Consider the following 13,884-nt stretch of genomic DNA (forward strand, 5'->3'; position numbering starts at 1 on the left):
TTGGCCTCGCCAGCGATAAAGAAACCTGGGTCCGTATCGAGGTTCGGTCCCTGGAGAAGATGACCGGTCAGGGATGGAACGGAACCGAGACCTCATCGATGCTTCATGGCGTGACTCGGCCCGCCGCCGGTACGACGCCGGCGGACCACCGTGATCACGCGCGAACCCGGCCTCCTCGAAGACCTGACGGGCCTTGACCGTCACGATCTGGCACATCGGCACCATCGGCACCATCGGCACCATCGGCACCATCGGCAACAACGGCAACAACGGCAACAACGGCAACAACGGCAACAACGGCAACAACGGCGCCCGGCCCTACGCGGCGACGGCCTCCAGCGCGCGGTCGAAGTGCCGGTGGGCGGCCACGGCCGTGGTGAACGCGGAACCGAAGTCATCGAGCACGGACGGCCCCGCAAGGTCGCGGACCGTCACGACACCCCGGTCGGACACCACCGCGTCACCCTGGTCAGCGACCCGCGCGCCCGGCAAGGAGGCGATCTCGAGCAACGACGCCCCTGCGCCGACCGCGCCGATCGGCTTCGCGTGCTTGTACGCCTCGCCGACGTAGTGCACGGCCTCGCCGTTGTGTGTCAGTGCGGTGACACCGCGCTCGCCCGGGGCGACGAACACCGCGTCGTAGAGGACCGAGGACATGGTCACCAGCGTTCGGTCCACCGGCAGCGCGTCGCCGGACACCGTGGCGAGCATGCCTCCGTGCGGCGCGAGAACCTCCAGGATCGCGCCCTGTTCGCGCAGCGCGGCGGTGGCCGAACGCAATGCCACCTCGTCCACGCCGTCCGCCGCGAGCACCGCGATCCTGCGGGTGGCCACCCCGCTGGGCTGGTCGGCCTGGCTCAGCGCGGGTGAGGACCGTCCGTGGTTCGGGGTGCTCTCCGGTGGCACCGGCAGCCCGAGGTTCTCGGCGACCCCGGCCGCGAGTTCGTGGTCCACCTGGGCGAGATGTCCCAGGACACGCTCCTTGATCTGGGTGTAGTCGACCTTGCCGAGCTCGAAGCTGAACGCGTCGACGATGTGCCGCCGCTCCCAGGAGGACATGCTGTTCCAGAACAGGGTGGCCTGGCTGTAGAAGTCCTTGAAGCTCTCGCTCCGCTTACGGATCTTGTTCCCGTCGACCCGCTCGGCGTAGTGCACGTACCCGCCGTGCGCCGGATCGGAGAGCACCGGGCAACCGCCGCTGATCGAGTTCGGGAAGTACGACGCCTGGCTCTGCTGGATGCGATGCTGCCCGTAACCGTCGCGGGAGTTGTTGTGCACCGCCGCGACCGGCCGGTTGACCGGCAGCTGGGCGAAGTTCGGGCCGCCGAGCCGGATCAGTTGGGTATCCAGGTAGGAGAACAGCCGGGCCTGCAGCAGCGGGTCGTTCGTGAAGTCGATGCCGGGGACGACGTTCTGTACGCAGAACGCCACCTGCTCGGTCTCGGCGAAGAAATTGTCGGGGTTGCGGTTGAGCACCAGCCGTCCCACCGGCCGCACCGGCACCCGCTCCTCAGGAATGATCTTCGTCGCGTCGAGAAGATCGAAGTCAAACGCGTGCTCGTCGGATTCCGGCACGAGCTGCACGCCGAGTTCCCACTCCGGGAACGTACCGTTCTCGATCGACTCCCACAGGTCCCGCCGGTTGAAGTCGGGATCCTTGCCCGCGATCTTCTGCGTCTCGTCCCAGACCAGGGAGTGCGTGCCGAGCTTCGGCCGCCAGTGGAACTTGACGAAGGTCCCCTGCCCGGCGGCATCGACGAACCGGAAGGTGTGCACGCCGAAGCCCTGCATCATCCGGTAGCTGCGCGGCAGTGCCCGGTCCGACATCAGCCACATCATCATGTGCATCGACTCGGGGACGAGGCTGACGAAGTCCCACAGGGTGTTGTGCGCGGAGGATGCCTGCGGGATCTCGTTGTGCGGCTCCGGCTTCACCGCATGGACGAAGTCGGGGAACTTGATACCGTCCTGAATGAAGAATACCGGCATGTTGTTACCGACGAGATCGAAGTTACCCTCCTCGGTATAAAATTTGACGGCAAATCCGCGTACGTCCCGGACCGTGTCCGCGGAACCGCGGGAACCGCCGACGGTCGAGAACCGTACGAACACCGGGGTACGCCGGCCGGCCTCGCCCAGGAAGTGCGCCCGGGTCACGTCGGCGAGCGACTCGTACGCCTCGAAGTACCCGTAGGCACCGGCACCGCGGGCGTGGACGACCCGCTCGGGGATGCGCTCGTGATCGAACCGGGTGAGCTTCTCCCGGAAGTGGAAGTCCTCCAGCAGCGTCGGACCGCGTTCCCCCGCCGCGAGCGAGTCATCGGTGTATTCGACACCGATCCCCTGGTCGGTGGTCATGCGGGCGCCGTCGTCGCCGACTCGGACGGCGTCGAGCTGCTGCTGCTTCGCGTCGTCCCGCGGGAGGCGCGACGTCCCAGGATCGGTCATGATGGTCACCTCGCTGACTGCCTGATGCTGTCCGGACGTACCCGGACCTACCCGCGACGACACGAGTAAATCTCGCTTCCGGACGGCGTCGCGCCGGCGTCGCGGTCTTCCCCACCGCCGACGGGAACCGGCGAGGAACCGGCGACGAACCAGCGAGGAGGCATCCGTTGCGGGAGAACCTGGCGGAGTCGCGCAGCATCGCCCGGCTGCTCCACCCGCGCACGGTCGCCGTGGTGGGGGCGAGCCGCGAGCCGGGCTCGGTCGGTCACGAGGTCTTCCGCCGGCTGCTCGCCAGCGAGTTCACCGGCTCTGTCTATCCGGTCAACGCCGCGGCAACCCATGTGGCATCCGTCTACGCCTACCGGGACCTGTGTGACGTCCCAGTCGAGATCGACCTCGTGGTCGTCGCGGTGCCGGCGCCACGGGTCGCCGAGGTCATGCGGGCCTGCGCGGAGAAGGGGGTACGCGGCGTCATTATGGTCGCGGCCGGCTTCGCCGACGGTGGTGACGAGGGACGGGCCCGGCTCGCGGACGTTATCCGGATCGCCCGTGACGGCGGCATGCGACTGATCGGGCCGAACGCGATGGGCGTCATCAACACCGTCCCGACGGTCCGGCTGCACGCCACCTTCGCGGTCGGCGACCCCCCGCCCGGCCGGGTCGGCCTGTTCACCCAGTCCGGGGCGCTCGCGGGCACGTTCCTCACCGACGCCTCCCAGCGCGCCCTGGGCATCTCCACGTTCGTCTCGATCGGGGACCGCTCGGACGTCTCCTGCAACGACCTGCTGCGGTACTGGCGCTCCGATCCACGAACCGGCGTGGTCATGTTGCATCTGCAGAGCCTGGGAAACCCACACCGGTTCGCCCGGATCGCCCGCGAGCTCAGCCGGCACAAGCCGGTCGTGGCACTCAAGAGCGGGCGGGAGGCCGCCCACAGCGACATCGACGCCCTGTTCAGCAGCGCCGGGGTGATCCGCGTCGACACGTTGAGCCAGCTGTTCGACACGGCCCAACTGCTGGCCTGCCAACCGCTGCCGGCCGGCCGGCGGGTCGGCATCGTCCGGACCTCCAGCGCGCTCGCGGCGCTCGCCGCCGACGCCTGCCGTACCTACGGGCTCGGCGTGCCGGCGCTGTCCGCGTCGACCTGCGCCGGTCTCGCCACGCTGGTCGGCCATCGGCACGCCACGAACCCCGTCGATCTCGGGCCGCTGGCCGATCCGGACCGGTTCGACGCCGCGCTGCGCGCGGTCGCGACCTCCGGGGACGTCGACGCGATCATCACCCTGGTCACCCCGCACGCGCAGGTCGACCGGCTGGCGAGCTCGGTGCGCGCGGTGGCCGTCGAGAGCGGCCTGCCGGTGCTCGCCTCCTTTCTCGGGCAGGATGGGATCCCTGCCCATCTGGCTGTCCGGGACGGCTCGGGTACCCCGGGCCCGGGGTCGGTGCCGTCCTAACGCCTCGCCGGAGTCGGCCGCGCTCGCGCTGTCCCGCGCGGCCGATCATGCCGCCGGGCGGACCCGGGACCAGGGCAGCGTCCCTGTGCTGGCCGGCATCGGCCTGGACCGCGCCCGTGCCGAGGCCGAGCGCTACCCGAAGGACGGGGCGTGGCTGCCCGATGCCGCCGTCGCGACCCTGCTGGCCGGGGTCGGCCTGCACGCCTGGCCGAGCCGGCGGGTCGGCAACCAGGCCGAGGCCCTCGCCGCGGCGGAGGCGTTCGGGTGGCCGGTGGCGCTGAAAATCGCCGACGAACGGTTCCGCAGCCGGCTCGACGTCGGCGCCGTCCAACTCGGAGTCGACGATGCGGCCGGGCTCACGCAGGCCTGGCAGGCCATCCGCGCCGCCGTCGGGCCGGGCGACATGCTCGTGCAGCCGATGGCCCCGGCCGGGGTCTCGACCGTGGTGCAGCTGCGGCAGGATCCCATCGTCGGTCCGCTGCTCTCACTGCGCCTGGGCGGGGTCGTCGCGGACCTGCTCGTCGACCCGCTCTCCCGCACGCTGCCGCTGACCGACCGGGACGCGGCCGAGCTCATCCAGGAGATCCGCGGCAGCGTGCTGCTGCTCGGCGGCTCCGGGGCGCCCGCCGCCGACACCGACGCCCTGGCCGACCTGCTGCACCGCGTCGCCCGGCTCGGGGAGGAACTGCCGGCCATCGCCGAGATCCTGCTTGATCCGGTGCTCGTCGGCCGCCGCGGCGTCGTGCTGCTGCATGCCGGCCTCCGCCTGCTCCCGCCCGAGACGGAACCACGGACGCTGCCGCGCACGCTCGCCGCCGACGGTTGAGCCCGCTCTCGGGCACGGGGACTGTCGCCCGGGAACTGTACGGTCGAGGAGTCAACACCGGCACCGGTACGGACCCAGCCGGTAACCGATCCAGCGGATTCGAGGACATGGATGACCGCCCGACAGAGGATCGCGTTCCAGGGCGAGCGGGGAGCCAACTCCCACATCGCCTGCCGGGACGTCTATCCAGACTACGACGCGGTCCCTTACCAGACCTTCGACGAGTGCTTCTCCGCGCTGGAGGAGGGTGAGGTGGACCTGGCGATGATCCCGGTGGAGAACTCCACCGCGGGTCGGGTCGCCGACATCCACCATCTGCTCCCCCGCCCCGGGGTGCACATCATCGGCGAGTACTTCCTGCCGATCCGTCACCAGCTGCTCGGCCTGCCCGGGGTGACCCTCGACGAGGTGAAGACGGTGCACAGCCATCCCCAGGCGCTGGCCCAGTGCCGGGAGGCGCTGCGCACGCTGGGTCTGACGGCGGTTGCCCACGCCGACACCGCCGGGGCCGCCCGGGAGATCGCCGAGGCCGGCGATCCGACCAGGGCCGCGATCGCCTCCCGGCTCGCCGCCGAGGCGTACGGGCTGCAGATCCTCCAGGCCGATCTCGAGGACGCGGACCACAACACGACGCGGTTCCTGATTCTGTCCGGCGAGAACCTGCGCGCGGCCGTCGGTGTCGGCCCGATCGTCACGACGTTCTTCTTCAAGGTGCACAACCGGCCCGCCGCGCTCTACAAGGCCCTCGGCGGCTTTGCCACGAACGGGATCAACATGACCCGTCTGGAGAGCTACATGGTGGGCGGGGGCTTCGTCGCCACCCAGTTCCTCGCCGACATCGAGGGCAGCCCGGAGGAGCCGGCCGTCGCCCGCGCCTTCGAGGAGCTGTCCTTCTACGCCGACCACCGCATCCTCGGCGTCTACCGGGCGAGCCGGTACCGGGAACGGATCAGCACCGGTTCCGGGGCCTGATCGGCCTCCGGTGGAACGCGCCCCGGCAGAAGCCCTGGTAGAAAAGGACCAGCGGCATGTTCGGACGGCCGGAGAATTGACGGCAGGAGAACTTCGGACGACAGGAGAACCAGGGAATCTCCCCGGTCCGTCTCGGGACCCTCCACCCGTCCACCCAGGCGCGTCCCGGGCCACCGAAGGACACCCCACCCAAGCCGGCGCCGCCGCCGATGCCCGGCTGGCGCCGCCTGCTGCTGCCGCTGGGGCTGTTCATCACGTTCCTGCTGCTGATCGGGCCGAGCCTGTTCGCCGTCCGGCCGGAGTCGCTGACGTACTCCGAGTTCCTCGATCGGGTGAATGCCGCCGCCGTGCGGTCGGTGTCCGTCGACGACCGCGGCGCCGTCGACGGCACGCTCAAGACCGGCAAGGACTTCACCTCCCAGATCCCCACCGCCCTGGACACCGGTGATCTCACCGGCCAACTGCGGGCGAAGGGTGTGCAGATCACCGGGACACGGGCCGGCACGTCGTTCTGGTCGGTCGTGCTGAGCTCCCTGCCGCTGCTGCTGCTCATCGGGTTCTTCGTCTGGTCGGGCCGGCAGGCCCGCAAGATGGGCGGCCTGGGCGGCATCGGCATGTTCGGCCGGTCGAAGGCGAAGATCACCGAATCGGAACGGCCGGCGACCAGGTTCAGCGACGTCGCCGGGTACGAGGGCGCGAAGCAGGAGATCAGTGAGGTCGTCGACTTCCTGCGCCATCCCGAGCACTACACCCGGGTCGGCGCGCACGGCCCGCGCGGGGTGCTGATGGTCGGGCCGCCCGGTACCGGCAAAACGCTGCTCGGCCGGGCGGTCGCGGGCGAGGCGGATGTCCCGTTCCTGTCCATCACCGGTTCCGGTTTCGTCGAAATGTTCGTCGGCGTCGGGGCCTCCCGGGTGCGGGACCTGTTCGCCGAGGCCCGCAAGCGGGCACCGTCGATCATCTTCATCGACGAGATCGACGCGATCGGCGGGCGCCGGGGGGCGAACGTCATCGGCGGCAACGACGAACGCGAGCAGACCCTCAACCAACTGCTGGCCGAGATGGACGGCTTCGAGCAGGACACCGGGGTGGTGGTGCTGGCCGCCACGAACCGGCCGGAGACCCTGGACGCGGCGCTGCTGCGGCCCGGCCGCTTCGACCGCCAGGTCACGGTGCCGCTGCCCACCCAGTCCGAACGCCTGGCGATCCTGAAGGTGCACGCCCGGGGCAAGGCCCTCGCGCCGGACGCCGACCTCGACCGGATCGCCCGCGGCACCCCCGGCTTCTCCGGGGCGGACCTGGCGAACGTCGTCAACGAGGCGGCCATCCACGCGGTCCGGGACGACCGGGAGGTCGTCACCGCCGAGGACCTCGACGCCGCGCGGGACCGGATCCTGCTCGGCCGCCGCGACGCCTCGAACGCGCTGCTCCCCGAGGAGAAGAAGTCCGTCGCAGTGCACGAGTCCGGCCACGCCCTGGTGGCGGCGTTCTGCGAACACGCCGACCCGGTGGCGAAGGTGACGATCCTGCCGGCCGGGATGTCCCTCGGTGCCACCGAGCAACTGCCCGAGGCCGAGCGGCACCTGTATACCGAGGGCTACCTGCTCGACAGTCTCGCGGTCCGGCTCGGCGGCCGAGCGGCGGAGCTCGTCGTCTTCGGCCACGGGTCCACCGGGGCCTCCTCCGACCTGACCGGCGCGACCCAGGTGGCCACCCGCATGGTGCGCGAGTTCGGCCTGTCGGCCGCGGTCGGCCCGGTCGGCTACGGTACCCAGAACCCGCAGTACCTCGGCGGGGAGGAGCTGGTCAGCCGACCGTACTCGGAACAGACCCAGCGCCTGATCGACGCCGAGGTCGCCCGGCTGCTGCGCGAGGCCGAGGCGCGGGCGGTCGATCTGCTCACGACCCATCGCGACGCCCTCGACACCCTCGCCGGGATGCTGCTGGAGCAGGAGACCGTGGACGGCTCTGTGGTCGAGGCCGTCGCGCGCGGGTCCGCGACCGCAGAACGTGCGCCGACGCGGGTGCCGCTGCCCGGCTGACCGCCGATGCCCGCGGTCCAGATCTCACCGCGCCGCGGTGGCCTCACCCGGCGGCGTCGGCGAGATTGGGCAGCCCCGACACCGCGAGAGCCCATCGCGGGACGGCCTACCCACAACACTGGTTGCAAGCACCTGCGGCCACAGAGATACGATCCAAGATCTTTGGACTATGCCGGTCCGGTTCTGGGCCCGGCCTCGCATCGGGGGAGGGCCCATTGGACGATGAGCGCTGGACGCAGTGCACACCGTCCGAGTACGCCTGGGAGCGTGCGGCCCTGTCCTATCTCAAGGCGCAGCTACCAACCGGGGATCCCTACCGGGCCTGGGCGAACGCCGAGTTTCTCGGGTCCGACGGTTCCGTCAACGAGGTCGACCTGCTTCTCGTCCTGCCGGCGGGCATCGTCGTGCTGGAGATCAAGTCCTGGTCCGGTGTCCTCGTGGGAGACTCGGGCACCTGGCGTCAGAGCCACCGCGCCCCGGTCGACAACCCCGTCATCGGAGCAAACCGCAAGGCCCGCAAACTGAAGTCACTGCTGGTTTCCCGGCCGGCGATGCGGGGCCGACGGGTGCCATGGGTGGAGGGCGCGGTATTCCTGAGCGACGCGCGGCTGGAGATCCGCCTTGTCCCAGAAGGCCGGGCGCACGTCTTCGGACGGCATGACCAGACCCAGCTGCCGAGTTTCCTGGACTTCGCGCGGCAGCCCGGCCGGGTGGACGGCGAGCTCAGCAATGCCCTGGCCCGGGCCGTCGACCAAGCCGGGATCCGCCCGTCCCAGCGGGCGCGGACCGTCGGCAGCCTTCGCCTGGAGCTGCCCGCCTTCCAGGAGGGCGTCGGCTGGCAGGACTTCCTCGCCCGCAACCAGCGGTTTCCCGACGACCGGCCGCGACGGGTGCGGATCTATCTGGCCAGTGGTGTGGAGTCGGTGCACCAGCGTGACCAGCTCGTGCGGGCCGCCGAGCGGGAGTACCTCGCACTACGCGGCATCGACTATCCGGGGATCGCGGCGCCGATCGACTTCGTCGAGCACGATCTGGGCCCCGCACTCGTCTTTCCCTACGATCCCGAGCTGATCCGGCTGGACCATTTCCTCCAAGAACACGAACGCGAGCTGTCCTTCGACGATCGGTTGGCACTGCTGCGCGCCCTTGCCGAGACCATGGCGTACGCCCACCGGCGGGTGCTGACGCACCGGGGCCTGAGCCCGCGATGCGTCTGGGTTCGGCGCCGGTCCGACCGCTTCGCCCTCCAGATCACGGACTGGCAGACGGCCTCCCGCGGCTCCGAATCGACGTCAGGGATACCGAGCACTACCGGCCCGGCCACGTCGACGGGGGGCTACGTCGAACTGGCCGACGACGCCGCCGCGGCCTACTTCGCACCCGAGTGGAGCTGGGGCACGGCGAAGGGGGTCACCCTCGACGTCTTCGGGGTCGGCGCCATCGCCTACCGGATCTTCACCGGGAACCCCCCCGCGGCATCATCCGGGGAGCTCAGCCGACGTCTGTCCGAACACAACCGACTGTTACTCGCCGAACAGGTTGATGCCGTCTCCGAGGAGCTCAACGAGCTCGTCGCCCGGGCGACCGAGGCCGACCCGGAGCAACGCACCCGGGACATGGCCGCGTTCTTGCTCGATCTCGACCTGGTTCGGGAACGGCTGGCCGCCATCGCGGAGGAGGCACCGGTTGTCGTTGATCCCCTGGAGGCCGAGGCCGGCGCCGAACTGGAGGGCGGATTTTCGGTCCTCGGCCGGCTGGGCCGCGGCTCGACGGCGCTCGCCCTGCTCGTCGAGCGGGACGGCGGGCGCGCGGTTCTCAAGGTGTCGTTGGACCGAGACAAGGATCCGCGGTTGGTCGCCGAGACCGAGACGCTGCGCACCCTCGGCGAGCATCCCGGTGTCGTGCAGCTGCTGAGCGACGGCGTGATCGACGTCGGCCCACGCCGGGCCCTGCTGATCACTTCAGCCGGGGAACGCACCCTCGCCCAGGAGCTGCGCGAGCGAGGCCGACTACAACCGGAATGGCTCCAGGGGTGGGGCGACGACCTGCTGGAGATCGTCCAGCATCTACAGCGCTCCGGGCTGGCGCATCGCGACATCAAGCCGGACAACCTCGGCGTCGCCGAACGTGGCGGCAGGGGCAAGAAGCGGCAGCTCGTCCTGTTCGACTTCTCCCTGGCGAAGGAGCCGTTGGAGGCCATCGAAGCCGGCACCCGCCCGTACCTCGACCCGTTCCTCGGCCGAGGCGAGCGCCGCCGATGGGATCAGGCTGCCGAGCGATACGCCGCGGCGATGACGCTCTACGAGATGGCGACCACACGCCGGCCCGAGTACGGAACCCATGGCGGGCATCCGAGTTTCGTCGACGCCGACGTGGCAATCGAACCCGAGCTGTTCGACCGGTCGTACGCGACCGGTCTCACCGAGTTCTTCCGCCGAGCGCTGCACCGGGACGTCAGACAGCGCTTCGACACCGCGGAGGACATACGCCGCGCCTGGAACGCGATCCTGGCCGAACCGGCCAGCGTGGTCCCGCAGCCGCCCTCCGCGCGCATCAGCCGGGACACGCCCATCGGCGCCGCCGGTCTGTCCCGCCCCCGGTGCTGTCGGTGTTCGAGCGGCTGTCGATCGATACGGTGGGCGGCGCGCTCGACCTGTCGCCCGCCCAGGTCGTCTGGCTGCCCGGCATCGGTACGAAGACCCGCCAGCAGTTGCGTGCGGACCTGGACCGGCTGGCCGGCCAGGTCACCTCGTCCCCGGCCGAGCGGCCCACCGAGCCGACACTCCTCGACCGCGTCGCCGCCGGGCTCATCCCCCGCGCGACCGACCGGGCCGTCGCCGAAGCCCTGCTCGGCCTCGGCGAGCAGGGCGGCAACGCATGGACGAGCGTGCGCGACGCGGCCAAGGCCCTTGACCGCGAGCAACGTACCGTCCGGCAGGCGGTGGCCAGGTTCGAGCGGCATTGGCTGGCCCTCGACGGGATGCGAGAGCTGCGGGACACCATCGTCAAGGTCGTCGAGTCGGTCGGTGGGGTCGCCTCCGCCCGGCACTGCGCGGCGGCCCTGCTCGACTTTCAGGGCAGCACGGTGGAGGAACCGCTGCGCTCCCGGCTCGCCGAGGCCGTCGTACGCGCGGCGATCGATGCCGAGCTGGCCGACGACTCCCCCGGCGACGACACCGCCGCCGACACCACCCACGACGCCTCCGGCGGTTCCGAGATGGGCGGCGATCCACGGCTGGTGTACAGCCGAGAGCCCAATGGCATCCTCGTCGCCGCCGGCCCCCCGCGCGCCGGGGACGGGCCCTCCACCGCCGATCGGTTGGACTGGGCCTCCCGGCTCGGCGACGCGGCCGACGACCTCGCCGGCGCGGACCCGCTGCCGGCTCCGGCTCGGGTCATCGAGACGTTGCGCGCCGTCCGCGCCCCCGGCGACACCGATCCCTCCCTGATCTTCCCCGAACGGCTCCTCGACGTCGCCATGATCGCCTCCGAGAACGCCGCGGTGACGCCGCGCCTGGAGGTCTACCCGCGAGGCCTCGACGCGGGACGGGCGCTGCGGCTGGCCGCCGGGGCGCTGTACGGCCGCACGGAGCTGACCCCCGAGCAGGTGGCCGAGCGGATCATCGTGCGGTTCCCGCACGCGGGCGCGCTGCCCAGCCGTCCCGAGCTGGACGCCCTGCTCGACGCGGCCGGGGTGCCGCTGTGCTGGGACGACGAGAAAAAGCGGTACGTGACCCGCCGCATCGAGGTGACCGGGCTCACCTCCCTGGTCACCTCCCGTGGAACCAGGCCGCGCTGGAGCACCGGCGCGGGCGCCACTTGGACGACAATGGGATGGCGCCGGGTCTCCGACGAGGTGCTGGCCGCGGATGACCGGCTCACCCGTTCGCTGGTGGACGGCGGCTGGCTGGTGCTGTCGGTGCCGCCGCGGCGACTCGCCCGGGCCGAACACTGCCTGGCCGCGCAGGATGTCACCGTTGTCGACGCGGAACAAGCCCTGCTCGCGGGGATGCGGGAGTTCTGCGCCCAGCACCGGGTGCAGCGGTCGATCGTCCTGGAGGCCGACGCCGCCGACCGATCGTCGCGCGACTGGGCCAACCTCTCAAGGGTCGCGCAGGTCGGGCTCGCCGGTGTGCGGGCCTCGATCGAGGCCGCAGGGCCCGCGGTGCTGATCACGAATGCGGGGGTGGTCGCCCGGTACGATCCGGCGCTGGTGGTGCTGGATGAGCTGCGCGCATCGGTGCGGATGGCGACCGAGACATCACCGGTGCGTACGGTGTGGCTGCTCGTACCCTGGGCCGACGTGGACAAACAACCGTTGTTGGATGGTGGCGCTCCCGTGCCCCAGTTCGGCAACCAGGGCCTGGCACTGTCCGAGGAGTGGATTGTCCGGCACGAATCTCGGCTCGCCGACGGCGTTGAGGGAGGAGCAGCGTGATCGAGGCGAGGCGCCTGTTGGCCGATCTCCAGCGGCAGGTCCGCGGCCTGGAGGCGGACCTGCGCGCGCGGGCCCGGTCGGACCGGGACGTCGACGATCGGCTGCACAAGCGGTACCAGGAGGCGAAGACAGGCTGTCGCACCGGCGTCGGCTACGAGACGTGGCTCGACCAGCAGCTCACCCAGGTGGCGGTCGGTTGGGTGCTGGCCTGCGTGTTCACCCGATTCTGCGAGGACAACGCGCTGCTGGGACGTCCGATGCTGGCCGGCCCGGTCCGCCCCGAGCAGGAGGCCGACGAGACAGGCGAGGCCAGGGAACGGGTCGACGGGGTGGCCGAGGCCCGGGAATGGCAGGCTTTCTACTTCCAGACGGAGGACCACAAGAATGACTCCGACCTGGACTACCTGCGGGCGGCGGTCGCCCGGCTGGAGGCGTACGACGCAACCCGGGATCTGGTCAACCGGCGCAACCCGCTGCACCTGGTGGATATCTCACCGGACGCGGCGACCGGCCTGCTGGAGTTCTGGCGGCGGATCGACCCGGAAACCGGCGCCCTCGTCCACGACTTCTCCGATCCGGCATCCTCCACCCGCTTCCTCGGCGATCTGTACCAGGATCTTTCCGAGCAGGCACGTAAGGACCACGCGCTGCTCCAGACCCCCGAGTTCGTCGAGGAGTTCATCCTCGACCGGACCCTTGCCCCGGCGATCGACGAGTTCGGCCTCGCCGAGGTTCGGATGATCGACCCGACCTGCGGCTCCGGGCACTTCCTGCTCGGCGCCTTCGACCTCCTGCTCGACCGGTGGCAGAAGCAGGAACATGGGATTGACCTCAAGGTCCACGTGGAGCGCGTACTCGGCCAGGTCCACGGCGTCGACATCAACCCGTTCGCGGCGGCGATCGCCCGATTCCGCCTCGTCATCGCCGCACTGGCCGTCTGCGGGATCACCCGGCTCGTCGACGCCCCCGCCTGGCGCATCCGCATCGCCATCGGTGACTCCCTGCTGTGGGGCACCGAGGATCAGCAGGACGAACTCGACGGCGTCGCCACCCACGCCCTGACGGGTTCCACCGGTGAGGGTGAGTTCACCTACGAGTACGAGGACGCTCGCGAGCTGAAGGAGATCCTGGAAGCCCGCTACCACGCGGTTGTCGGTAACCCGCCGTACATCACGGTCAAGGACCGGGTCCTCAGCGACGCCTATCGGGTACGCTGGAGCGCATACCATCGCCAGTACGCGCTCAGCGTGCCGTTCGCGCAGCGGTTCTTCCGACTCGCGATCAACGGCGGCTTCACCGGCCAGATCACCGCGAACTCCTTCATGAAGCGCGAGTTCGGCAAGAAACTCATCGAGGAGTTCTTCCCGAGCGTCGACCTCACCCTGCTCGTCGACACCAGCGGCGCCTACATCCCCGGCCACGGAACCCCGACCGTCCTCATCTTCGGCCGCCACCGCCGGCCCTCCCTGACCACGGTGCAGACCGTCCTTGGGATCCGGGGCGAGCCCAGCGCACCGGCCGACCCGGCCAAAGGCCTCGTATGGGCACGAATAGTAGAGAACTTCGCGAATGCTGACCACACGGATGCATATATCAGCACCCTCGGAATCAAGCGGATAGATCTTGCGAGGCATCCCTGGTCACTCGCTGGCGGTGGAGCGGCTCAGTTGCAAGCTCAGATAGACGCAACCAGCGCGTCTACAT

The 13,884-nt window shown here is 70.4% G+C and carries 7 protein-coding genes; 6 read left to right on the plus strand and 1 reads right to left on the minus strand.

The genetic code is table 11. From position 1 onward, the window contains the following. Nucleotides 1-318: 318 nt before the first annotated feature. Complete coding sequence (locus AC08OT_RS04400) at nucleotides 319-2,448, minus strand: catalase (RefSeq protein ID WP_476592423.1); 2,130 nt, start codon at nucleotides 2,446-2,448, stop codon at nucleotides 319-321. Nucleotides 2,449-2,615: 167 nt separating this feature from the next. Between AC08OT_RS04400 and AC08OT_RS04405 the strand changes: the two genes are divergently transcribed. The 6 genes from AC08OT_RS04405 to pglX all read left to right on the plus strand — a co-directional run. Further along, nucleotides 2,616-3,902 (plus strand): CoA-binding protein, encoded by a 1,287-nt coding sequence (locus AC08OT_RS04405; RefSeq protein WP_476592424.1) that lies wholly within the window; start codon nucleotides 2,616-2,618, stop codon nucleotides 3,900-3,902. Then, nucleotides 3,832-4,728, plus strand: coding sequence for an acetate--CoA ligase family protein (locus AC08OT_RS04410; protein WP_476592425.1), 897 nt, complete (start codon nucleotides 3,832-3,834; stop codon nucleotides 4,726-4,728). Before AC08OT_RS04405 ends, AC08OT_RS04410 begins: the two co-directional genes overlap by 71 nt. Before the next feature lie 111 nt (nucleotides 4,729-4,839). After that, nucleotides 4,840-5,700, plus strand: coding sequence for a prephenate dehydratase (locus tag AC08OT_RS04415; protein ID WP_476592426.1), 861 nt, complete (start codon nucleotides 4,840-4,842; stop codon nucleotides 5,698-5,700). Between the two features lie 209 nt (nucleotides 5,701-5,909). Then, complete coding sequence (gene ftsH, locus AC08OT_RS04420; protein ID WP_476592427.1) at nucleotides 5,910-7,742, plus strand: ATP-dependent zinc metalloprotease FtsH; 1,833 nt, start codon at nucleotides 5,910-5,912, stop codon at nucleotides 7,740-7,742. Nucleotides 7,743-7,957: 215 nt separating this feature from the next. Continuing rightward, nucleotides 7,958-11,191: a protein kinase domain-containing protein gene (locus tag AC08OT_RS04425; RefSeq protein ID WP_476592428.1), complete on the plus strand. Its 3,234-nt coding sequence runs from the start codon at nucleotides 7,958-7,960 to the stop codon at nucleotides 11,189-11,191. A 985-nt stretch (nucleotides 11,192-12,176) separates the two neighbouring features. After that, nucleotides 12,177-13,884, plus strand: a 1,708-nt coding sequence (gene pglX / locus AC08OT_RS04430; protein ID WP_476592429.1) for a BREX-2 system adenine-specific DNA-methyltransferase PglX, incomplete at its 3' end; no start/stop codon positions are given.

Source organism: Frankia sp. CgJB1 (assembly GCF_977947065.1).